Raw genomic sequence first — 20,729 nt, 5'->3', positions numbered from 1 at the left:
GCGCAGAGCCTTCCTATGATTCTCCGGCGTCTCGTCTTCGCAGTGCTTCTCCTGCTCTCGGGTCTGCCCGCAGCTCCCGCGCAGGCGCATCCGCATGTCTGGGTGACGGCGCGCAGCGAACTGATCTATGGCGCGGACGGCAGGCTCGCGGCGGTCCGTCACGCATGGACCTTCGACGAGATGTTCTCGTCCTTCTCCACGCAAGGGCTGGACGCGAACGGCGACGGCCAGTTCAGCCGGGAGGAGCTTCAGCCGCTTGCGGAAGTGAACGTGACCTCGCTCGACGAGTTCAAGTTCTTCACCTTCGGCAAGTTCGACGGCGACAAGCGCGTGAGCTTCGCCAAGCCGGTCGACTACTGGCTGGAGATGGGCGCGGACAAGCTGCTCACGCTCCACTTCACCCTGCCGGTGAAGGAGAACGCGCCGGCTGCGAGCCAGCCCTTCCGGGTCGAGGTCTACGACCCGACCTACTTCGTGGCCTTCGAGTTCGCCAAGGAGAATCCGGCGAAGACCGTCTCGGCGCCGACCGGCTGCGGCGTCGCGCTCGAACGGCCGAAGGCGCCGGATCCGGGCCAGCAAAAGACGCTCTCCGAAAGCTTCTTCACCGGCCTTTCGCCGGGCTCGAACTTCGGCGCGCAGTTCTCGAACACGCTGCTCGTCGCCTGCAAATGAGGCGGGCCGTCGCGATCTGCGCCGTCGTCGCGGCCTGTCTCGCGCTCGGCCTTGCCGACGCATTCGCGCAGAACGCCGGCCCGTTCGGCGTCGGCCGTCCTGACGGCGGCGGGGCGGTCCCGGCGGACGGCCTGTTCGGCTGGATCGCGGCGAAGCAGTCCGGATTCTACCAATCGCTTTCCTCGGCGATCCGAGCGGTCCGGACCGACAAAGCGGCGCTCGCTTCATTGCTCGGCCTGTCCTTCGCCTATGGCGTGTTCCATGCCGCGGGGCCCGGCCACGGCAAGGCGGTGATCTCGTCTTATCTGGTTGCGACCGGCGAGGGCTTTCGCCGCGGCGTGGCGCTGTCCGCGGTCGCGGCGCTAGCGCAGGCGTTAAGCGCGATCGCGGTGGTCGGCGTGCTCGCGATCGTCATCGGCGCGACCAGCGTCGCGATGGGAGCCGCCACCTTCTGGCTGGAGGCCGCGAGCTACGCCGCCATCGTCGCGCTCGGCCTCGTGCTGCTCTGGCGCAAGGGGCGCGGCTTCGGCCGAACGCTGACCGGGCGCTCCGCCCATGTCCATGGCCCGGATTGTGGCCATGCGCATGGCGTCGACCCTGCGACGGTCGAGGGCCGCTTCGATCTCCGCCGAGCCGCGCTTGCGGTGCTCGCTGTCGGCATCCGCCCCTGCACGGGCGCGCTGATCGTGCTGGTCTTTGCGCTCGCGCAGGGGCTGGTCTGGGCCGGCGTCGCGGCGACCTTCGCGATGGCCGTCGGCACGGCCGTCACCGTCGCCGCGATCGCCGCGCTCGCTGTCGGCGCCAAGTCGACAGCGCTCAGGATCGCAGCGTCTCGGCCGGGTCTCGGCGCCGTTCTGATCGCGGGGCTCGAAACCGTGGCCGCGTTGGTGGTGCTGGGGTTCGGCGCTCTGATGCTGGCCGGGATGCTGCTGATGGGCGCCGGCGGGCCGGGCTGAGGCAAGACGCGACGTGCGAGCCGCCGATCGAAGAGGGTCGGCCCGACAGTGACCTCGCGGTGCTGATCAATAGCCGACGGTGAAGCGGGCGCGACTGTGCTTGGTCTGCTCCAGCTCATCCACCATGGCGATGGCGTAGTCCGCGAAGCTGATCCTGCTCTCGCCCGCTTCGTCGGTGACGAGTTCGTCGCCGCCCAGCCGGAAGCGGCCGAGCCGCGGCCCTTCGAAGATCTGGGCGGGGGGCGAGAAGAAGGTCCAGTCGATCGCCTGCTCGCCGCGGATGGCGTCGAGGAAGACGATGCCGCCCTTCGCGAAGACCTTCCATTCCTCGGGAAATTCGGGCGTATCGAACAGTCGCTGGCCGTCCTTGGTCACAAGGCTCGCCGCTCCGCCCGTGACCAGCAGACGCCCCACGCCCGCCTGTCTCAGCGCCGACAGCAGCGTCTCCGCCGCCACGTCGAAATGCAGCGCGCTGATGACGGCGTCGCTTCCGCGGATCAGCTCGGCCAGCGCCGCCGGATCGGACGCGTCGCCTGCAACGGCCTGAATTCCGGGCAGGCTAGGGATCCGGTCGGGATTCCGGGCGATGGCCCGCACCTCATGCCCGCGACTTGCGAGCTCTTCCGTGATCTCCGAACCGGCGTGACCGCTTGCGCCAAGCACTGCGACTTTCATGGCTCGTCCTCCTTGGTTTACGTTAGCGACTAGGTCGCTGATGGAAACCCATGACGCAAGACGGCACTTTACCCTCACCTGGTCACCTCGGCGAAACCGCTCCGCGCCGCGGCGACGTCTTCGATCGCGATTGTCCGACGCGGCAGCTCTTGGACCGGGTGGGCGACAAGTGGAGCGTGCTCATCCTTCTGCTGCTGGGGGAGGGCGACATGCGCTTCAACGGGCTGAAGCGCCGGATCGGCGGCATTTCGCAGAAGATGCTTAGCCAGACGCTTCGGTCCCTGGAGCGGGACGGGCTGGTCACGCGTGAGGTCGAGCCGACCGTTCCGGTCACCGTGACCTACGGCGTCACGCCGCTCGGCTGCGAGCTTCTGACGGCGCTCCGCCTGATGATCGACTGGGCCGAAACCCGCATGGCGGCGGTGGCGGAATCGCAGGGCGCCTACGATCGCCGCGTTTAAGCGTTCGACGGCCTCTCGCTTGGCGCTGTCGTTCACACAATGACTTCATCGGCGGTGATATCGTCGATGAGAGCCGTCTGCTCTAAGATGATCCGGCGATCGAGGGCGGCCCGCCGCCGCTCGATAGAGCAGGGCATGATCCCCCCTCGCGCATAAGCGCGTCTCGTAGGACCGTCGATGGCAGGCCGCACGATCTTTGTTCTCGTGCTCGCGGCGCTCGCAGGCGGCGGATACGTCGCGTGGCGGAGCTACGGCCATGCCGACGCCGCGCCACAGCACGCCGCCGCCGCTCCGGCCAAGCCCGTTCCTGTGCAGACGGTCGCCGCGCGGCGCGCGGACGTGCCGGTCTCGCTTACGGGGCTTGCGACTGTCCAGCCGCTCACCGTCGTCACCGTCAGGAGCCGGATCGACGGCGAGGTGCTCAAGGTCGGTTTCGCCGAAGGCCAGATGGTCGCGGAGGGCGATCTGCTCGCGCAGATCGACCCGCGCCCCTATCAGGCCTCGCTCGATCAAGCCAAAGCGAAACAGGCGCAGGACGAGGCCCAGCTCGCCAACGCCCTGCGCGACCTCGCGCGATCCGAACGGCTGGTCGAGAGCAACTTCACCTCCCGCCAGCAGGTGGACGGGCAGCGTGCGACCGTGGCGCAGCTCCGCGCGCAGATCGAGGGCGACAAGGCCGCGGTCGAGAGCGCGCAGGTCCAGCTCGACTACACGACGATCCGCGCGCCGATGGCGGGACGGGCCGGCTTTCACTTGGTCGATCGCGGCAACCTCGTGCGCGCGACCGACGCCACGGGCATCGTGACGCTCTCGCAGATCCAGCCCATCACGGCCGTGGTCACGCTTCCGGAACGCGACTTCCTCGAAGTCGCCGACGCGATGAAGCGCGGTCCGGTCAAGGCGGTCGCGCTCGCGCCCGACGGCCGGGAGCTCGCGACCGGCGAGCTCGACGTGCTCAACAGCCAGATCGACCAGCAGACCGGCACTTTTCGGGCAAAAGCAAAATTCGCCAACGCCGATAGCCGGCTGTGGCCCGGTCAGTCGGTCAGCGTCCGCGCCTTCGTCAACACGCTCCAGAACGTGGTGACGGTGCCCGAGGATGCGGTTCAGCGCGGGCCTGACGGCTATTTCGCCTTCGTCGTGAAGACCGACGCGACCGCCGAGAAACGAGGGCTGACCGTCGGCCGGCAGGCCGAGGGCGTCGCTGTCATCCAGCGCGGGCTCGACGACGGCGACGAGGTCGTCGCAGTGGGCGCGTCGCGGGTCACGCAAGGCGCCCATCTCGAGGCGCGCCCTGTCAGCGGCGTCGCCCAGGCGAGCCGCCGCAGCGGCGAGAGCGTCACGCAATGATCGGCGGCGGCGCGGGTGGGGTCTCTGGTTCCTTCATCCGGCGGCCGATCGCAACCTCGTTGCTGATGGCGGCCGTCACGCTCGCGGGGCTCGCGGCATTCTCGCGCCTGCCGGTCGCGCCGTTGCCGCAGATCGATTTCCCGACGATCCAGATCTCCGCCAACCTGCCGGGCGCCAGTCCGGAGACGATGGCGTCCTCGGTCGCTCAGCCGCTCGAACGGCAGTTCGCGCAGATTCCGGGCGTGGCGGAGCTGACCTCGGTCAGCGCGATCGGCGCGACGACGATCACCGCCGAATTCGAGCTCGACCGCGACATCGACGCGGCCGCGCAGGACGTGCAGGCCGCGATCAACGCGGCGAGCGGCCAGCTGCCGCAGAACCTTCCCTCGCCGCCGAGCTATCGCAAGACCAATCCGGCCGACAGCCCGATCCTGCTGCTCTCGATACGCTCCGACAGCATGCCGCTGATCGAAGCGAACGATCTTGCCGACAGCCGCATCGCCCAGCAGATCAGCCAGATCTCGGGCGTTGGACAGGTCACCGTCGCCGGCGAGCAGAAGCCCGCGATCCGCGTCCAGATCGATCCGCAGAAGATCGCCGCCAAGGGTCTGACGCTCGAGGACATCCGCGGCGTGATGGCGACGGTGACGACCGACAGCCCGAACGGCACGCTCGACGGCGACAAGCGCGCTTTCACCATCTACGCCGACGGCCAGCTCACCGAGGCGGCCAAGTGGAACGACGTGATCCTCGCTTATCGCGATGGCGCGCCGATCCGCGTGCGTGACGTCGGCCAGGCGGTTCCGGGTCCCGAGGATCGCCTGCAGGCGGCGTGGATCAACGGGCAGCGCGGCCTCTTCCTCGTCATCCGCAAGCAGCCCGGCGCGAATGTGGTCGACACCGTGGATGCGGTGAAAGCCGAGCTGCCGCGCCTCACGGCCGGGCTGCCGCCGTCGCTTAAGGTCGAAATTATGAGCGACCGCACGACGACCATCCGCGCCTCCCTGGAGGAGGTCGAGATGACGCTCGTGATCACCATCGCGCTCGTCGTCGGCGTCATCTTCGTCTTCCTGAGAAGCCTGTGGGCGACGACGATCGCGGCGCTCGCCGTGCCGATCTCGCTGCTCGGCGCCTGCGCCGTGATGTACGCCTTCGGCTACAGCCTCAACAATCTCTCGCTGATGGCGCTGGTCATCGCCGTCGGCTTCGTGGTCGACGACGCCATCGTCGTGATCGAGAACATCGCCCGCCACGTCGAAGACGGGATGGCGCCGTTTCCGGCCGCGCTCAAGGGCGCCGGCGAGATCGGCTTCACAGTCGTCTCGATCAGCTTTTCCCTGATCGCGGCCTTCATCCCGCTGCTTCTAATGGGCGGCATTGTGGGTCGGCTGTTCCGCGAATTCGCGATGACGGTCGCGATCACGATCGTGGTCTCGGCGGTCGTTGCGCTGACGCTGACCCCGATGATGTCGGCGCGGTTCCTGAAGAACGAACATCACGCGCGGCACGGCCGGTTCTACCGCGCGGTGGAGGCCGGCTTCGGCGCGATGGTGCGGGGATATGAGCGCGGACTCGACGCGGCGCTGCGCTTCCGGCTCGTCACCCTCCTCATCTTCTTCGCGACAGTGGGCGCGTCCGTCTGGCTGTTCTTCGCGATTCCAAAGGGCTTTTTCCCGCAGCAGGACACCGGTCTCATCACGGCCTCAAGCGAGGCGGCGCAGGACGTGTCGTTCGCCGAGATGGCGCGTCGTCAGGAGGCGCTCGACGCGATCGTGCTCGCCGATCCCGCGGTCGAGACCATGGGGAGCCTGATCGGAGCGAGCGGCGGGGCGGCGGCGCCGAACGCCGGCCGCGGCTTCATCCAGCTCAAGCCGCAGGATCAGCGGGACGCGTCCGCCGACGAAATCATTGCGCGGCTCAGGCCGAAACTCGCCGAAGTCGAAGGCGCGACGCTGCTGCTTCAGTCCGCGCAGGACGTTCGGCTCGGCGCGCGGAGGACGCGAACGCAGTACCAATACGCCCTGCAGGACGCGAACCTCGAATCGCTGAACGAATACGCGCCGCGGATGCTCGAGGCGATGAAGAAGCTGCCGGGGCTTCGCGACGTCGCCTCCGACCAGCAGGATTCCGGCGCGACGCTGACCCTGAAGATCGATCGCGATCAGGCGTCGCGTTACGGCATCCAGCCGCAGGCGATCGAGGACACGCTCTACGACGCGTTCGGGCAGCGGCAGGTCGCGCAGTTCTTCACACAGCTCAACAGCTACAAGGTGATCCTGGAAGCGCCGGCGGCGCAGCGCGGCGACGTCGAGACGCTGAACCGGCTCTACGTCCGCGCGCCGACGAGCGGCGAGCAGGTCCCGCTCTCCGCGCTCGCGTCATGGACGACGGCGCAGACTGCGCCGCTGACGATCAACCATCAGGGCCAGTTCCCGGCGGTGACGCTCTCCTTCAACCTCGCGCCCGGCGTGTCGCTCGGGCAGGCGACCGAGGCGATCGAGAACGCCAAGCGCGAACTCGGCGCCCCCGCCTCGCTGGTCGGCTCGTTCGCGGGCACGGCGCAAGCCTTCCAAGCCTCGATCTCGACCGTGCCGGCGCTGATCCTGGTGGCGTTGATCGCCGTCTACATCATCCTCGGCGTGCTCTATGAAAGCTACGTCCACCCGCTGACCATCCTCTCGACGCTGCCCTCTGCGGGGCTCGGCGCTCTCGGCGCGCTCTATCTCGCTGGCTTCGAGTTCAGCCTGATCGGGCTGATCGGCATCGTGCTGCTGATCGGCATCGTGAAGAAGAACGGGATCATGATGGTGGACTTCGCCATCGCCGCCGAGCGTGACGAGGGGCTCTCCTCCGAGCAGGCGATCAAGAAGGCCTGCCTGCTGCGCTTCCGCCCGATCCTGATGACGACGCTCGCCGCCATGCTCGGCGGCGTGCCGCTGATGATCGGGACCGGCGTCGGCTCGGAACTCCGCCAGCCGCTCGGCTACGCCATGGTCGGCGGCTTGGCCGTCAGCCAGGTGCTGACCCTGTTCACGACGCCGATCGTCTATCTCTACCTCGACCGCCTGGCGATCCGGCTCCGCGGTAAGCGGCACGCGCACGTCGCGGCATCGCCCGCCCCGGCGGAGTAGGCGCGCTCTGAATTCAGCCGCCTGCCGACGTTGAGGCCGAGCGCCGACTGGTCGCTCCATGAGGCGTTTGATCGTCTAGGCAGTTTCACATGCCTGCATGTCGAACAAATCCGGCTTCAAAGCGTTCGAAGACGCTGGACAGTTTTCTCCGAGAGCTTGTCCCGAGGCCAGAGAGGCGAATGCTATGACTGTTTACTCTACCGACCCCATCGACAGACCGGGAACATTCCGGCTGAACCGCATTGCCTGGAGCTCTGTTTTCGCGGGCGTCGCGATCGCGCTGATCGTGCAAGTTATTCTTAGCCTGCTCGGTCTCGGAATTGGACTTGCGACTGTTCACCCTGTCGAGGGCGCTTCACCCGCGGCTTCGACGTTTTCGTTGAGCGCCGGCATATGGGCCGTCGTCTCCGGCATCATCGCGTCGGCAGCCGGAGGCTACGTCGCCGGTCGCACATCGGGGGTCGACCGCAAAGACGCCGGCGTCTTCCACGGCCTCACCGCCTGGGCCGCCACGACGCTGATCATTCTCTACCTCCTGACGACGACCGTCGGCGCGGTTGTGGGCGGCGCCTTTTCCGGCGTGACGAGCACGCTCAGCGGCGCAGGATCTGCGATCGCGACGGCCGCGCAGACCGCGGCGCCTGCGCTCGCCAACGCGTCGGACCCGATGGGTTCGATCGAATCCGGCATCCGCAACAGCTCCGGCGACGATCCGGCGGCGTTGCGCGACAAGGCGGTTTCGGCAGTTCGCGCGGCCTTGACCGGTGATCCCGCGCAGCAGGAGCAGGCCAAGACCCAGGCGGCCGATGCGCTCGCGAAGGCCCAGAACATCCCGCAGGATCAGGCGAGGGCCCAGATCGACAAGTATCAGGCCGATTACACCGCCTTCGCCGCCCGGACCAAGGAGCAGGCCAAGCAGGCGGCCGACACGGCGGCCAAGGCCGGCTCGCTCGGCGCGTTCGTGGCGTTCTTCGCCCTCGTTCTCGGCGCTCTCGCCGGCGCCCTGGGCGGCCGCGCAGGCGTCGCCGCGCTTAGGACCTGGTGATCAGGCAATGAGGAGGCCCTGTCTTGGCTACGGCCGAGCGGGGCCTTTTTCGCGTCTTATCGACCCGCGTTGTTCGTCACTCGCACCACCGACACGTTTTATTAAGACGCGCTCGTCCGAAAGCGTTCTTCCTCTGTCGAGGAGAACGAATCGAGCGCGTCCTGCTTCGTTCTCTTTCCATCTCTGTGTTCTGGGACGCCAGATCGACCCGCGTCAGGCCAGCCTGCGGAGGCTCGTCACCGCGCTCTAAAGTGCTTCGACAGCTTGAGCTTCTGGCCTTGATAGTTCGAAGCCCCGAGTTCGCCGTAGAGCGCGCGGGGGCGCTCCAGCATGCGCTCGTAAACGAGGCGGCCGACGGTTTGGCCGTGTTCCAAGATGAACGGCACCTCGTGGCTGCGGACCTCCAGCACGGCGCGTGCGCCTAAGCCGCTCGCCTGGGCGTGGCCGAAGCCGGGATCGAAGAAGCCGGCGTAGCGCACGCGGAACTCGCCGACCATCGGGTCGAACGGCACCAACTCGGCGGCGCGACGTAACACCTCAGCTTATAAGGTTTTGAAGTGCTTTGAAAGTTTCAACCCCTGACCTTGATAATTAGACTGGCCATTCTCCCCATAACCTTGGTGGGGCTCTTCGTTCATTTCCTCGAAATCCAATCGGCCGATAGTCTGCCCATCCTCTATGTAGAACGGTATGTCATAGGTTCTTACCTCAAGCACCGCTCTACTGCCGGCTCCGCCGTTTTGAGACCCAAATCCGGGATCAAAGAACCCCGCATAGTGGACTCGAAATTCTCCCATAACGGGATCAACAGCTACCATTTCCGCCGCATGGGTCTTCGGGATATGAATGCGTTCCTTTGAAGCAAGAATATAAAACTGGCCGGGAGTGAGGATCATTCGTCCACGAGGCGGTACTTCAACAGGTTTCCAGAATTCAATCGGATCGTAGTAGTCTATTTTGCTAATATCAATAAATCCGGTGTAATTTCGCGCCTCATACGCTACGACTGGATTTTTTCCTTCTGGAGTAAGGTTAAGACGCAAATTGAGGCCTTGCCTTATTACAGGCTCACTATCGGTTAGAGGCGTCTCTCTATGAAGGCGACGTAGCGCGCCATCGTCTAGCCGAAAGCGACTGGTCTTGTGATGCATTGAATTCAGTTTGTGAAACCGCAGTTGACTTAGCCGAGAACCGCGGACGACTTTCACCTCAAACGTCCGCGGAGACACCTCAAGCCATAATTTGCCTTCGTACCCAGCGGGCACGACGTCGAACACTTCGGCTTTGTCCGTGACGACCCGCGTAAATATATCAAGCCGCCCTGTTGAGCTCTTTGGGTTAGCAAAGGCAGAGATGCTGTCCGGTAATTTAAGGCTTTCCTCAAGCTCGATGAGGTAAACGCCATTTTTACTTAGAATTTGTGGCGTCTCTAGATCAATCTGGTAAGAAGCGAACTCCTTTATTCGATCTTCGACCGTCGAAGCACCCGGTAGAAAGCTTGCGGCCAGCTTGAACGCCCTACGCCCCAAGCGAAGATCGAGGCTTGCGGGCTGGATCTGGCCGTCATCGAATGGGCGCCCGATGATTGCCTTTCCGGCGCTGAGGCGCCGGATCCACTGGGAAGGTAGAACCCCTGCATTTTGCGAAAGGCGTTCACCATCAAGCGGCAACGAGCCTCCGCGAAACAGCTCGGGTGGGGGAGAATGGTTCATATCAGGTAGCCCTTTGGTCGTCGATTAGAGCCATAGCCTTTGTGCGGGAACACACTCCAATCCAAACTCCGCGCGACGATCATCGCTCCCGGGAGATGTCTCTTTTTCCCCACCCGCGGTGTCGTCCATCCACAGCTTGCGAGATTACTAACTGACTGATTCGGCTCGCCATTATGAGCCGTTCCACAGTCTCCCGTCTCATGCGGTTCACGGACCCGCTTCTGTATCAACATTAGGTGCCGCTTTACGGCGCCCGGCCGTTGACGCCAAGCGGCGGCGGGCTTAGGACGGCTTCTCTCCCGTGGTTCCTTGGGCCGGCCGGCTTGCAGCCACGTAAAAACAACCTGCTAAAAGGCCGGACGCGCGGATCAGCCCTGACTTGAAGGGCCTATGCGCGACCCGGCTTTTGAAGTCTGAGGTCGCAGACCATGAGCCGCGAAAGCCTTCCCAAAGACCGTCCTTTGCGTGACGCCACCCGCCTGATCCACGAGGGCGAGGCGCGCTCCGGCTTCGGCGAGATGTCGGAGGCGATGTATCTGACCTCCGGCTTCGCCTACGATACGATGGACGCGGCGGAAGCCCGCTTCGACGGGCGCGACCCCGGCTTCATCTATTCGCGCTTCTCGAACCCGACGGTCGCGACCTTCGAGCGCCGGATGATTGCGCTGGAGGGCGCCGAAGCCGGCCGCGCGACGGCGAGCGGCATGGCGGCGGTCACCGCGGCGATGCTCTGCCAGCTCAACGCCGGCGACCATGTGGTTGCGGCCAAGGCCCTGTTCGGCTCGTGCCGCTATGTGGTCGAGGATCTTTGCCCTCGCTTCGGGATCTCGTCGACCCTGGTCGACGGGGCGGATCTCGACCAATGGCGTGCGGCGATCCGGCCCGAGACCAAGGTGCTGTTCATCGAGACGCCGACCAATCCGACGCTGCAGGTCTACGACATCGAGGCGATCGCCGAGATCGCGCACGCCAACGGCGCCCGTCTCGTGGTCGACAACGTGTTCGCGACGCCGGTCCTTCAGAAGCCGCTCAAGTTCGGCGCTGACGTCGTGGTCTATTCCGCGACCAAGCATATCGATGGGCAGGGCAGGGTGCTCGGCGGCGTCGTGCTGGGCTCAGAAAAATTCGTGATGGACCACCTGCACAATTTCCTGCGGCAGACCGGACCGGCGATGTCGCCGTTCAACGCCTGGGTGTTGGCGAAGGGGCTCGAGACGCTGACGCTCAGGGTCGAGAAGGCGCAGTCGAGCGCAGCCGCGGTCGCGGATTTCTTCGCGACGCATCCGAAGGTGAAGCAGCTGACCTATTGCGGGCGGGCGGACCATCCGCAGGCCGCGCTGGTGAAAAAGCAGATGGCGGGCGGCGGCACGCTGGTCGCCTTCACGCTCGACGGCGCAAAGCCGGAAGCCTTCCGCTTCGGCGACGCGCTCGGGGTGGTCAAGATCTCGAACAATCTCGGCGACGCCAAATCGATCCTGACCCACCCCGCGACGACGACGCATCAGCGGCTTGGGCCCGACGCGAGGGCGGAGCTCGGCATCACCGACGCCATGCTGCGGCTGTCGATCGGGCTCGAGCACGTCGATGACCTGCTCGAGGACGTGGAGCATGCCCTCAAGGCGGTGTGACAAACGCTCCACCGCCGTCCTCAGGCATCATGGTCCGGCATGACCGGACCATCCATCCCGGGTGTTGAGCTCTGGAGCTGGAACATGGATCCTCCGGTCGAGCCGGAGGATCACGGCTCATTCTGCGGAACGGGGGATCGAGCGGTGCCGCGCTGCCTGCTTCGAGACGTCTGCTTACGCAGGTTTCTCAGCATAAGGACCGTTTGTGTGTCTCAAACTTCCTCATGCTGAGGAGGCCCAAAAGGCCGTTTTGAAGCACTCAGCGCCCTATGGTCGCACCAGAATCTTGCCCTTAGCCTCGCGGCGCGCAATCCGTGCGATCGCCTCCGGCGTCTGCTCGAGAGGCAGCGCAACGTCGACATGCGCGGAGACGTCCCCGTCGGCCGCCCAGTCGAACAATCGGGCGAGTTCGGCGCGATGCGCCGCCGGCTCCCGCGTAGCGTGGGCGCTCCAGAACACGCCGCGGATGTCCGCGCCCTTGAGCATCGGCAGGTTGAGGGGCAGCTTCGGGATGTCTCCAGCGGCGAACCCGATGACCAGCAGACGGCCGCGCCAAGCGAGCGCCCGGACCGCCGCTTCCGTCGCCTCGCCGCCCACGGGATCGTAGACGACGTCAACGCCATGTCCCCCGGTCAACTCCTTCAGCCTGACCTTCAGGTCCTCGCGGGAATAGTCGAGCACTTCGTCCGCGCCCCGCTCCCTAGCGAAAGCGAGCTTTTCCGCCGACGACGCGCAGGCGATCACGCGCGCGCCAAGCAGCTTGCCGATCTCGACGGCCGCTAAGCCCACCCCTCCGCTCGCGCCGAGCACGGCGAGGGTCTCACCGGACTTCAGCGCGCCGCGGTCCGCGAGCGCGTGGAGCGTCGTGCCATAGGCGATGATGAGCCCGGCCGCGCGATCGAGCCCGAGCTCCTCCGGAACGAGGGTGAGCTGGTCGGCGCGCGCGACGACCTTTTCGCGGCAGCAGCCATAGCCGAGATAACCCGCCACCCGGTCGCCCGGCGCCAGCCCCTCGACGCCCGGGCCAACGGCCGACACGACGCCCGCCATCTCGCCGCCCGGCGAGAACGGCAGCTCGGGCTTGGTCTGATAGCGACCCTGGATGATGAGGGTGTCGAAGAAGTTGAGGGCGGCGTAGGCGACGTCGACCACCACTTCGCCGCGACCGGGTTCCGGCGCCGGCAGATCGACGAGCTTCAGCGTCTCAGGCGACCCGAGCGTTTCGCAGAGCACCGCCTTCACGCGTTCGACGCCCTGCCGTCCATCGCAAGCCCGCGGCTCAATGCGCGTCCGCCACGCCGTCGGCCTCGAGGCTGCGGCGCAGCCGGCCGAAGGCCAGCCGTATCCGCGACTTCACCGTCCCGAGCGGGAGGCCGGTGGCTGCGGCGATCTCGCTGTGGGAGCGTTCCTCGAAGAAGGCCAGCCGCACCAAGGCCATCTGCTCCGGGGGCAGCATCGTCATCGCCCGCCGGATGAAGCCCTGGCGCTCGCGTGACGAAGCCTCCTCATCGGGCTGCGGCGCGTCGTCGACAGGCGGGGCGGTGTCGTCGATGTCGACCATCTGCCCGCGATTGCGCCGGAGCAGGTCGATCCGACGATTGCGGGCGATGCGGTAGAGCCAGGTGCCGACGGACGATTTTGCTGGATCGAACGTGTCCGCCTTGCGCCAGAGCGCGGTCATCGTGTCCTGCATCACCTCTTCGGCGAGCGCGGGCTCCGCGCCGAGACGCTCCAGAAAGGCGACCAGCCGCGGCGCATAGTGGTCGAACAGAGCGGCGAAGGCCTGCTTGTCCCGTGCGTCCGCGATGCGGGCCACGAGGCACGCCATCTCGGTCGCGAGGTCAGACGGCGGATGCGCGGCCAAGGAGGCGACCTTCCGGTTCCAGCAAGACTGGGGAGCTGCATGCCCTGTTATAGGACGCGGTCTGAGCAAAGCACGTCCGATAACGACGCGCGAGCCGCGGCGCATGGTCAATTTTTCTAAACTTTTGCACTAGATTGATCATAGACGCCTCGTCCGCGGCCAGCCGGCCGCGCGCTCACTGGATTCCCTCCGTCGCTCCCGCCTGCGCCGGAAACACGAAAGCGCCGCCATGTTCGACCGCTCCCGCTTCGTCTTCATCCTCGCAGCCGGCCTGCTCGCGCTCGGCGCGGGCGACGTCCTCGCGCAGACGCCTCAGGCTGGCGCCGCCGCGCCGACGACGCTCGGAGAGTTCAAGGACTGGACCGCCTACGCGGCGCCCGTGAAGGGCGGCCGCGTCTGTTACGCGCTCGCCACTCCTGAGAAGGGACGGCGCAAATCGGCTCAGCCGCCGGCCGGGGCGTACTTCTTCATCTCCAATCGTCCTCAGGAGAACGTTTTGAACGAGGTCAGCGTTACGCCGGGCTTTCAACTAAAGCCCGAAAGCGTCGTCGAACTCGATGTCGACGACAAGGCGTTCAAGATGGCGGCGCGCGGCGACGGCGCGTTCATGAACTCGAACGAGGAGCAGGCGGCGCTCGTGCTGGCGATGCGCGAGGGACGCAAGGACATGATTTTGAAGCTGACGCCGACGCGTGGTCGGGCCTCGACGCAGACCTACTCGCTCGCCGGCATCGCGGCCGCGCTCGACAAAATCAACGCCGAGTGCAAGGGGCCGGCGCCCAAGGCGCGCTAAGAAAGGGGCTTCCGCTCCGACCCGCTCGCTTCAGTAGTCCACCCGAACGAGGGTGAGCCCGTCCGGCGGCGCGACCGGTCCGCAGGCGGCGCGGTCGGCGCGGTCAAGCGCGGTGGCCAGATCGTCGGCCGACCAGCGGCCGAGGCCGACCTCAACCAGCGACCCCGCCATCGAGCGCACCTGGTTGTGCAGGAAGGAGCGCGCGTTCGTCGCGATCAGCACGGCGTCGCCGTCGCGCGTGACGTCCAGCCGGTCGAGCGTGCGGAGCGGGCTCGTGGCCTGGCAGGCGGAGGAGCGGAAGGTCGTGAAATCGTGCCGGCCGAGCAGGCGTTTGCCCGCCGCATCCATCACCTCCGCATCGAGCCGCTTCGGTACGCGCCATGCCCGACCGCGATCGAGCGCCAGCGGCGGGCGCCGGTCGACGATGCGGTAGACGTAATGGCGTCGGATCGCGGAGAAGCGGGCGTCGAAATCGTCGGGGGCTTGCGCCGCGTCCAGCACCGCGACGGGTTGCGGGACGAGATGGGCGTTCGCGGCATCTCGTAGCGTGTCCGTGCGCCATGCCCGGGCGAGGTCGAGATGGAAGACCTGACCGGTAGCGTGGACGCCGGCGTCGGTGCGGCCTGCGCCTTTCACCACAGGCGTTTCGCCCGTGAAGGCCGCGAACGCCGCCTCCAGAGCGCCCTGCACGGAAGCGCCGTTGGCCTGCCGCTGCCAGCCGACAAAGGGGGCTCCGTCATATTCCACGGTGAAACGGTAGCGCGGCATTTCAGTTGAGCCGCGAGCTCGGAGCGATCCGCGCGCCGTTGAGGAAGGCGCTGGCGTCGACCGGTCCCTTGCCGGCGCGCTGGAGCTGGGTGAGGCGCACTGCGCCCTCGCCGCAGGCGATGGTCAAACGTTCGTCGAGGGCTTCGCCGGGCGCTCCGGAGCCCTCGCTGAGCGCAGAGCGCAAAACCTTCACCCGCTCCGGCCCGCGCGGCCCTTCGAGCTCGAACCATGCGCCGGGGAAGGGCGACAGGCCGCGGATGCGGTCATGGACCTCGCGGGCCGGGCGCGACCAGTCGATGCGCGCTTCCGCCTTCTCGATCTTCGCGGCGTATTCCACGCCGTCGTCGTCCTGGGGGCGGAAGGTCAGGCCGCCACGGCCCATCGCGGCGACGGCGCGGGCGAGAAGGTCCGCGCCAAGCCGTGATAGCCGGTCGTGCAGCTCGCCCGCCGTTTCGTCCGGCCCGATTGCGACGCGCTCGGCCATGCCGACGGGGCCGGTGTCGAGGCCTTCCTCCATGCGCATCGCCATCACGCCGGTCTCGGCGTCGCCCGCCATGATCGCGCGCTGGATCGGCGCCGCGCCTCGCCAGCGCGGCAGTAGAGAGGCGTGGAGGTTGAGGCAGCCGAACTCGGGCGCGTCGAGCGCCGCCTTCGGCAGGATCAGCCCGTAGGCGACCACGACGGCGATGTCGGCCTCATGTTCGGCGAAGACCGAAAGCGTCGCCTCGTCGCGAAAACTCTTCGGCGTGTAGACGGGGAGGTTGAAGCTTTCGGCGAGCGCGTGAACCGGCGATTTCGTCAGCTCCATGCCCCGCCTGCCGGCGGGCTTCGGCGCGCGCGTATAGACCGCCACGATCTCGTGCCCCTGGCCGATCAACTCGGAGAGGGCGGGAACGGAGAAGTCCGGCGTGCCCATGAAGACGAGGCGAAGCGGCATGGGTTTTCCGTCATGTTATGCGGATTTTCGCCGCCGTCATTCCGGGCTTGTCCCTGAATCCATCACCGCGAGGGTCTTAGAATTCGAGGTCTCTCGCCATGACCTTTGCGTGCGCGGTGATGGATTCCGGCATTCCACTTCGCTTCAGCCGGAATGACGGAGAGGTGTTAGCTTTTGCTTCAGGACGCGACAGGCTCCGGCTCGCGGCGCTTCTTGTCGCGGCGGGGGAAGGACGGCAGCTCGCCCATCGCGCGCGCCTTCTCGAACTTCTTCACCACCCGGTCGCGCTTCAGTCGCGAGATGTGGTCGATGAACAGCACGCCGTTCAGATGGTCGATCTCGTGCTGGAGGCAGATCGACAGCAGGCCTTCCGCCTCGATCTCCTGGGGGGCGCCGTCGCGATCGAGATAGCGCACCGTAACCTTCGCCGGACGCTCGACCTCCTCATAATAGTCGGGGATCGACAGGCAGCCCTCTTCGTAGAGCTGCCTTTCCTCAGACGCCTTCATGACCTCTGGATTGACGAAAACCAGCGGCTGCGGGTCCTCGTCCTCGCCCGCGAGGTCGATTGTCACGACGCGCTTGGCGACGCCGATCTGGATCGCGGCGAGGCCGATGCCCGAGGCCTCGTACATCGTCTCGAACATGGTCGCGACGAGCGCGCGGACGTCGTCATTGACCTCGGCGACGGGTTCGCTGACGAGGCGGAGCTTGGCGTCCGGGATGTAGACGAGGGGAGCGGCGGCCATGAGCTTGAAGTCTTAAGCGACGGGAAAGACCCGCCGATAGGGCCTTGCGCCGCGGGCGTCAACCTGTTCTTTATTTGTTCCGTGCGAGATTCGAGCGGCCATGGACCAGACGCTTTTCATCATCGCGGGCCGCATTGTCTCGACCGGCGAAGCGCTCGCCTTTCTCGTCGCCGCTGCGCTCGGCGCGCTGCTGCTGGTGCTGTTCTCCGTGATGGGCGCAGGACGCGCGCGGCGGCGCGAGGCCTATGAGGCGGCCTTGCGCGCGCAGGAGGCGGACCGAAGGCTGGAGGGCGTCGAGCGCCTGCAGGCCGAGGCGATGGGGCGGCTGCAGGCTTTTGCGTCGGCGATTGGCGCGCGGCAGGCGGACCTTGCCCGCGGCGTCGCGGAACGGCTTGACGCCGTCGGCGCCCGTGTGGGCGAGGGGCTGACCGTGAATGGGCAGGCGACCGCGGAGCAACTGGCGAAGCTCGAGGCGCGACTCGCCGTCATCGACGCCGCGGGCGCGCAGATCGGCGCGCTTGCAGGGCAGGTGACCGACCTCAAGGCCATCCTCGGCAACAAGCCGGCCCGCGGCGCCTTTGGGCAGGGGCGGATGGAGGCGATCCTCAGGGATTCGCTGCCGCCTTCGGCCTACGCCTTCCAGGCGCAGCTTTCGAACGGGTTTCGTCCCGACGCGCTGATCCACCTTCCCGGCGACGAGCGCCCGCTCGCGCTCGACGCAAAGTTCCCGCTTGAAGGCTTCGAGCGGCTGCGGGTGGCGGAGACGCCGGACGCGACGAAGGCTGCGGAGGCGCGGGTTCGGTCCGACGTCGGAAAGCATGTCACGGACGTCGCGGCGAAATATCTGGTGTCCGGCGAGACGCAGGACGTGGCGCTGCTGTTCGTGCCGTCCGAGCAGATCCACGCCGAGCTCGCCGAGAAGTTTGACGACGTCGTCACGCGCGCGCACCGCCTGCGCGTGCTGATCGTCTCGCCCTCGCTGCTGATGCTCGCCGTACAGGTCGTGCAGGGCCTGACCCGCGACGCCGCGATGCGCGACCAGGCGCATCTTCTGCAGGCCGAGGTCGGACGTCTGCTCGACGACGTCCGACGCATCGGCGAGCGCGTGGAGAAGCTCAAAGTCCACTTCGGTCAGGCGGTCGGCGACCTCGACCAGATCGGCATCTCGGCCGAGAAGCTTGCCCGCAGGGGCGCGCGGCTGGAGCAATTGGAGCTGGGAGCGGGTCCGGAGACGCTGCCGAACCCGCTTGGCCGTCAGGCCGCGGAGTAGCGGCTTACTTCCCCATCGCGCCGGCGATCTTGTCGATGTTGTAGCGGATCATCTTGAGATAGGTCGGGGCCGGCCCGTCGGTCGTGGACAGCGCTTCCGGATAGAGCTCGCCGCCGGGCTGAGCGCCGGTCGCCTCCGCGATCTGACGGATGAGGCGGGGATCGTTCGAGCTTTCGAGGAAGTAGGTCCCGACCTTCTCGGCCCGGATCTGCTTGATGAGCGCCGCGACCGCCCTGGCGGAGGGCTCGGCCTCGGTCGTCACGCCGAGCGGCGAGAGGAACGTCACGCCATACTCCGCGCCGAAATAGCCGAAGGCGTCGTGGCTGGTGAGGACCTTGCGCTTCTCCTTCGCCACGTCGTCGAATGTCTGATGGCCATAGGCGTTCACCGCCTTCAGTTCGTCCGCATAGCGGGCGGCGTTGGCATGGAAGTCCGCGGCGTCCTCGGGCGAGGCCAGGCTAAGCGCTTTCTCGATGTTGCCGACCCAAACGAGCACGTTCGCCGGGCTGTTCCAGACGTGGGGGTCGCGGACCTTGCCATGGCCGTGGTCGTGCCCGGGCTCGGCCTCCTCTTCCATTTCGATCGTCTTGACGCCCTTCGACACCGCGACTGGCGGCTTGGCCGCGCCGGCGGCCTTGGCGAGGCGCGGGAACCACGTCTCGAAACCGGGATCGCTGACGAAAGCCAGATCGGCGGCCTTCAGCCTGCGTGCGTCGTCCGGCGACGGCTCGAAGGCGTGCGGGTCGCCGTTCGGGGGAACGAGGCTCGTGACGTTTACGTGGTCGCCGCCGACGTTCTTCACGACGTCGGCGAGCACCGTGAAGCTCGCGACGGTTTCGAGCGTCTTTGCGGCTGCGGGCTGGACGAGCAGCATCGACGCTGCGGCGCAGAGCGCGGACAGGCTGGAGCGAAGGAGCATCGGGGCTCTCCGTTTGGGACAGTCAGCCCGCCAAATGCGGGCGGGGGATCAGCCGCCTCAGCGCGCCGGCCGGCGCGACGAGCAGCGACGCGAGGTAGATCGAGGCCGCCGTCAGGATGATCGTCGGGCCGGAGGCGAAACCGAGATGGAAGGAGACGATCAGCCCGACATAGCCGGAGACGGCGGCGACAGCGGCTGCGACCGCGAACAGGCCGGGCAGCGAGCGCGCCCAGAGATGGGCGACCGCCGCCGGCAGCGTCATCATGCCGACGGACATCAGGGTGCCGAGGGTCTGGAAGCCAGCGACGAGGTTGATGACGACGAGGAACATGAAGAGCAGGTGATAGAGCGGTCCCCGGCCGCCGACGGCGCGCAGAAAACCGGGGTCGAAGCATTCCGCGACCAGCGGCCGATAGACGATGGCGAGCGTCAGCAGCGTCAGCGTCGCGATCCCCGCGACGAGCACGAGCGCTTCGGAATCGATCGCGAGGATGGTGCCGAACAGCACGTGCAGCAGGTCGACGTTCGAGCCGCGCAGCGAGACGATCAGGACGCCGAGCGCGAGCGAAGCGAGGTAGAAGCTCGCGAAGCTGGCGTCCTCGTTCAAATCGGTCGCGCGACTGACGATCCCCGAGAGCAGCGCCACCGAGAGGCCAGCGATCAGGCCGCCGAGCCCCATCATCGGCAGCGAAAGTCCGCCGGCGATCAGGAAGCCGACCGCCGCGCCGGGAAGCACGGCGTGCGCCATGGCGTCGCCGACGAGGCTCATGCGGCGCAGCATCAGCAGCACGCCGACGGGCGCCGCTCCGATTGCGAGCGCCAGCGTCGCCACCAGCGCGCGGCGCATGAAGCCGTAGTCCACGATCGGCGCGAGCAGGAGGTCGTAAGCGCTCACGCGCTCAGCCTCAGCCTGTGATGATCGCCGTCACAGGCATGGGCGTGTTCGTCCCAGCTCTCCGCCATGGCGCGCGCGCGCAGCAGGTTCTTGGGCGATAGCGCGCTTTCGGTCGGTCCCCAAGCGATCGCCTCGCGGGCAAGCAGGAGGGTGTTGGCGAAATGCGCGCGCACCTGTTCGAGGTCGTGCAGCACGGCGATCACCGTTCGGCCCTCGCCGCCCCAACGCTTCACGATCTCCAGCAGATCGCGGGTGGTGCGCGCGTCGATCGCGGTGAACGGCTCGTCGAGCACGATGACTTCCGCGTCCTGCATCAGCAGACGGGCGAACAGCGCGCGCTGGAACTGGCCGGCGGAGAGCGTGCCGACGGGGCGGCGCTCAAAGCCCTCGAGCCCGACGGCGGCCAGCGCACGGCGGCCCTGCTCGGCCGAAGCCCGCGTTGCTCCGCCGAAGGCTCCGGTCTCGCGCCAGGCGCCCAGCATGACGACGTCGGCGACCGACAGCGGGATGCGTCGCTCGATGTCGGCGGCCTGCGGCAGATAGCCGAAATCGCGCGACCTAAGACCGCCGCGGTCGATCGCTCCCGCGGAAGGTTTAAGCTCGCCCATCAGGGCTTTCAGCAGGGTCGACTTGCCCGCGCCGTTGGGGCCGGTAACGGCGGTCAGGCCGCCTTGCTCGAACCCGCCGGTGAGGTGATGCACCGCGGGGCGGCGATCATAGGCGACCGTCACATCGCGGAAGGAGATGGCGTTCGTCGAAGCGGTCATGGCGTGGCGATCGCCCAAAGCACGGCGACCCACAGAAACGCCGTGGCCGCCAACGCGCCGATCACGCGGCGGGAGGCCGGCTGCGCGATCAGGGAAGACAGGAAGGGATCGCGCTCGGCCATTGGCTCACATCGAGT

20 protein-coding genes, 1 pseudogene and 1 riboswitch are annotated in these 20,729 nt (G+C 66.9%); of the genes and pseudogenes, 9 read left to right on the top strand and 12 right to left on the bottom strand.

All coding sequences use genetic code 11. The features are described 5' to 3' along the window. The first annotated feature begins 15 nt into the window (after window positions 1-15). On the top strand, window positions 16-672 hold the full coding sequence (locus EYR15_RS11505; RefSeq protein WP_131003691.1) for a DUF1007 family protein: 657 nt from the start codon (window positions 16-18) through the stop codon (window positions 670-672). Then, window positions 669-1,628, top strand: a complete 960-nt coding sequence (locus EYR15_RS11500) for a nickel/cobalt transporter (RefSeq protein WP_131003690.1) — start codon at window positions 669-671, stop codon at window positions 1,626-1,628. The genes EYR15_RS11505 and EYR15_RS11500 overlap by 4 nt, the downstream gene beginning before the upstream one ends. Before the next feature lie 66 nt (window positions 1,629-1,694). Here the strand turns inward: EYR15_RS11500 and EYR15_RS11495 are convergent, their stop codons facing one another. Further along, window positions 1,695-2,303 (bottom strand): NAD(P)-dependent oxidoreductase, encoded by a 609-nt coding sequence (locus EYR15_RS11495; RefSeq protein WP_131003689.1) that lies wholly within the window; start codon window positions 2,301-2,303, stop codon window positions 1,695-1,697. Between the two features lie 149 nt (window positions 2,304-2,452). Between EYR15_RS11495 and EYR15_RS11490 the strand changes: the two genes are divergently transcribed. The 4 genes from EYR15_RS11490 to EYR15_RS11475 all read left to right on the top strand — a co-directional run bounded on the left by EYR15_RS11490 (window position 2,453) and on the right by EYR15_RS11475 (window position 8,290). Continuing rightward, window positions 2,453-2,764: a winged helix-turn-helix transcriptional regulator gene (locus EYR15_RS11490; RefSeq protein ID WP_428977144.1), complete on the top strand. Its 312-nt coding sequence runs from the start codon at window positions 2,453-2,455 to the stop codon at window positions 2,762-2,764. Between the two features lie 177 nt (window positions 2,765-2,941). Further along, a complete protein-coding gene (locus tag EYR15_RS11485) occupies window positions 2,942-4,114 on the top strand; it encodes an efflux RND transporter periplasmic adaptor subunit (protein ID WP_131003687.1) in 1,173 nt (390 codons plus the stop codon). Continuing rightward, the gene (locus EYR15_RS11480; protein ID WP_131003686.1) at window positions 4,111-7,245 is read left to right on the top strand and encodes a multidrug efflux RND transporter permease subunit; all 3,135 of its coding nucleotides are present in this window, start codon (window positions 4,111-4,113) and stop codon (window positions 7,243-7,245) included. The genes EYR15_RS11485 and EYR15_RS11480 overlap by 4 nt, the downstream gene beginning before the upstream one ends. Window positions 7,246-7,429: 184 nt before the next feature. After that, a complete protein-coding gene (locus tag EYR15_RS11475) occupies window positions 7,430-8,290 on the top strand; it encodes a PhnA-like protein (protein ID WP_131003685.1) in 861 nt (286 codons plus the stop codon). Between the two features lie 236 nt (window positions 8,291-8,526). Here the strand turns inward: EYR15_RS11475 and EYR15_RS11470 are convergent. Further along, a pseudogene (locus tag EYR15_RS11470) lies at window positions 8,527-8,814 on the bottom strand (dCTP deaminase domain-containing protein); the annotation flags it as partial. An 18-nt stretch (window positions 8,815-8,832) separates the two neighbouring features. Further along, a complete protein-coding gene (locus tag EYR15_RS11465; RefSeq protein WP_131003684.1) occupies window positions 8,833-10,002 on the bottom strand; it encodes a 2'-deoxycytidine 5'-triphosphate deaminase in 1,170 nt (389 codons plus the stop codon). A 291-nt stretch (window positions 10,003-10,293) separates the two neighbouring features. Continuing rightward, window positions 10,294-10,373, top strand: a riboswitch (SAM riboswitch). Window positions 10,374-10,430: 57 nt separating this feature from the next. Here EYR15_RS11465 and metZ point away from each other — a divergent pair. Then, window positions 10,431-11,630 (top strand): O-succinylhomoserine sulfhydrylase, encoded by a 1,200-nt coding sequence (gene metZ, locus EYR15_RS11460; RefSeq protein ID WP_131003683.1) that lies wholly within the window; start codon window positions 10,431-10,433, stop codon window positions 11,628-11,630. Window positions 11,631-11,897: 267 nt separating this feature from the next. Here the strand turns inward: metZ and EYR15_RS11455 are convergent, their stop codons facing one another. Next, window positions 11,898-12,872: an NADPH:quinone oxidoreductase family protein gene (locus EYR15_RS11455; RefSeq protein ID WP_131003682.1), complete on the bottom strand. Its 975-nt coding sequence runs from the start codon at window positions 12,870-12,872 to the stop codon at window positions 11,898-11,900. 37 nt (window positions 12,873-12,909) lie between these two features. After that, window positions 12,910-13,494, bottom strand: coding sequence for a sigma-70 family RNA polymerase sigma factor (locus EYR15_RS11450; protein WP_342635543.1), 585 nt, complete (start codon window positions 13,492-13,494; stop codon window positions 12,910-12,912). Window positions 13,495-13,723: 229 nt separating this feature from the next. Between EYR15_RS11450 and EYR15_RS11445 the strand changes: the two genes are divergently transcribed. Further along, the gene (locus tag EYR15_RS11445; RefSeq protein ID WP_131003681.1) at window positions 13,724-14,287 is read left to right on the top strand and encodes an invasion associated locus B family protein; all 564 of its coding nucleotides are present in this window, start codon (window positions 13,724-13,726) and stop codon (window positions 14,285-14,287) included. A 30-nt stretch (window positions 14,288-14,317) separates the two neighbouring features. Here the strand turns inward: EYR15_RS11445 and truA are convergent, their stop codons facing one another. The 3 genes from truA to def all read right to left on the bottom strand — a co-directional run bounded on the left by truA (window position 14,318) and on the right by def (window position 16,741). Beyond that, a complete protein-coding gene (gene truA, locus EYR15_RS11440; protein WP_131003680.1) occupies window positions 14,318-15,055 on the bottom strand; it encodes a tRNA pseudouridine(38-40) synthase TruA in 738 nt (245 codons plus the stop codon). Window position 15,056: 1 nt separating this feature from the next. Then, window positions 15,057-15,992: a methionyl-tRNA formyltransferase gene (fmt, locus tag EYR15_RS11435; RefSeq protein ID WP_131003679.1), complete on the bottom strand. Its 936-nt coding sequence runs from the start codon at window positions 15,990-15,992 to the stop codon at window positions 15,057-15,059. Between the two features lie 179 nt (window positions 15,993-16,171). After that, entirely contained in the window at window positions 16,172-16,741 is a 570-nt protein-coding gene (gene def, locus EYR15_RS11430; protein ID WP_131003678.1) for a peptide deformylase, read from the bottom strand. A 100-nt stretch (window positions 16,742-16,841) separates the two neighbouring features. Between def and EYR15_RS11425 the strand changes: the two genes are divergently transcribed. After that, the gene (locus EYR15_RS11425) at window positions 16,842-18,011 is read left to right on the top strand and encodes a DNA recombination protein RmuC (RefSeq protein ID WP_131003677.1); all 1,170 of its coding nucleotides are present in this window, start codon (window positions 16,842-16,844) and stop codon (window positions 18,009-18,011) included. A 4-nt stretch (window positions 18,012-18,015) separates the two neighbouring features. On the opposite strand, the gene EYR15_RS11420 is transcribed toward EYR15_RS11425, so the two are convergent. The 4 genes from EYR15_RS11420 to EYR15_RS17305 are packed head-to-tail and all read right to left on the bottom strand — an operon-like array spanning window position 18,016 to window position 20,714. After that, window positions 18,016-18,930, bottom strand: coding sequence for a metal ABC transporter solute-binding protein, Zn/Mn family (locus EYR15_RS11420; protein WP_131003676.1), 915 nt, complete (start codon window positions 18,928-18,930; stop codon window positions 18,016-18,018). 22 nt (window positions 18,931-18,952) lie between these two features. Further along, window positions 18,953-19,825, bottom strand: coding sequence for a metal ABC transporter permease (locus tag EYR15_RS11415; RefSeq protein WP_131003675.1), 873 nt, complete (start codon window positions 19,823-19,825; stop codon window positions 18,953-18,955). Continuing rightward, the gene (locus EYR15_RS11410; RefSeq protein WP_131003674.1) at window positions 19,822-20,592 is read right to left on the bottom strand and encodes a metal ABC transporter ATP-binding protein; all 771 of its coding nucleotides are present in this window, start codon (window positions 20,590-20,592) and stop codon (window positions 19,822-19,824) included. The genes EYR15_RS11415 and EYR15_RS11410 overlap by 4 nt, the downstream gene beginning before the upstream one ends. Further along, window positions 20,589-20,714, bottom strand: a complete 126-nt coding sequence (locus EYR15_RS17305; protein ID WP_280987246.1) for a hypothetical protein — start codon at window positions 20,712-20,714, stop codon at window positions 20,589-20,591. Before EYR15_RS17305 ends, EYR15_RS11410 begins: the two co-directional genes overlap by 4 nt. Between the last annotated feature and the right edge of the window lie 15 nt (window positions 20,715-20,729).

The organism is Hansschlegelia quercus, from assembly GCF_004310425.1.
GTDB classification, from domain to species: domain Bacteria; phylum Pseudomonadota; class Alphaproteobacteria; order Rhizobiales; family Methylopilaceae; genus Methylopila; species Methylopila quercus.
Note: the sequence above shows the minus strand (reverse complement) of the source record. Positions and strands in the feature narration are given on the sequence as shown.

Coding starts and splice junctions, on each gene's coding strand:
- EYR15_RS11505 (WP_131003691.1), top strand. CDS start 16: ATGATTCTCCGGCGTCTCGTCTTCGCAGTGCTTCTCCTGCTCTCGGGT.
- EYR15_RS11500 (WP_131003690.1), top strand. CDS start 669: ATGAGGCGGGCCGTCGCGATCTGCGCCGTCGTCGCGGCCTGTCTCGCG.
- EYR15_RS11495 (WP_131003689.1), bottom strand. CDS start 2,303: ATGAAAGTCGCAGTGCTTGGCGCAAGCGGTCACGCCGGTTCGGAGATC.
- EYR15_RS11485 (WP_131003687.1), top strand. CDS start 2,942: ATGGCAGGCCGCACGATCTTTGTTCTCGTGCTCGCGGCGCTCGCAGGC.
- EYR15_RS11480 (WP_131003686.1), top strand. CDS start 4,111: ATGATCGGCGGCGGCGCGGGTGGGGTCTCTGGTTCCTTCATCCGGCGG.
- EYR15_RS11475 (WP_131003685.1), top strand. CDS start 7,430: ATGACTGTTTACTCTACCGACCCCATCGACAGACCGGGAACATTCCGG.
- EYR15_RS11465 (WP_131003684.1), bottom strand. CDS start 10,002: ATGAACCATTCTCCCCCACCCGAGCTGTTTCGCGGAGGCTCGTTGCCG.
- metZ (WP_131003683.1), top strand. CDS start 10,431: ATGAGCCGCGAAAGCCTTCCCAAAGACCGTCCTTTGCGTGACGCCACC.
- EYR15_RS11445 (WP_131003681.1), top strand. CDS start 13,724: ATGTTCGACCGCTCCCGCTTCGTCTTCATCCTCGCAGCCGGCCTGCTC.
- truA (WP_131003680.1), bottom strand. CDS start 15,055: ATGCCGCGCTACCGTTTCACCGTGGAATATGACGGAGCCCCCTTTGTC.
- fmt (WP_131003679.1), bottom strand. CDS start 15,992: ATGCCGCTTCGCCTCGTCTTCATGGGCACGCCGGACTTCTCCGTTCCC.
- def (WP_131003678.1), bottom strand. CDS start 16,741: ATGGCCGCCGCTCCCCTCGTCTACATCCCGGACGCCAAGCTCCGCCTC.
- EYR15_RS11425 (WP_131003677.1), top strand. CDS start 16,842: ATGGACCAGACGCTTTTCATCATCGCGGGCCGCATTGTCTCGACCGGC.
- EYR15_RS11420 (WP_131003676.1), bottom strand. CDS start 18,930: ATGCTCCTTCGCTCCAGCCTGTCCGCGCTCTGCGCCGCAGCGTCGATG.
- EYR15_RS11410 (WP_131003674.1), bottom strand. CDS start 20,592: ATGACCGCTTCGACGAACGCCATCTCCTTCCGCGATGTGACGGTCGCC.
- EYR15_RS17305 (WP_280987246.1), bottom strand. CDS start 20,714: ATGGCCGAGCGCGATCCCTTCCTGTCTTCCCTGATCGCGCAGCCGGCC.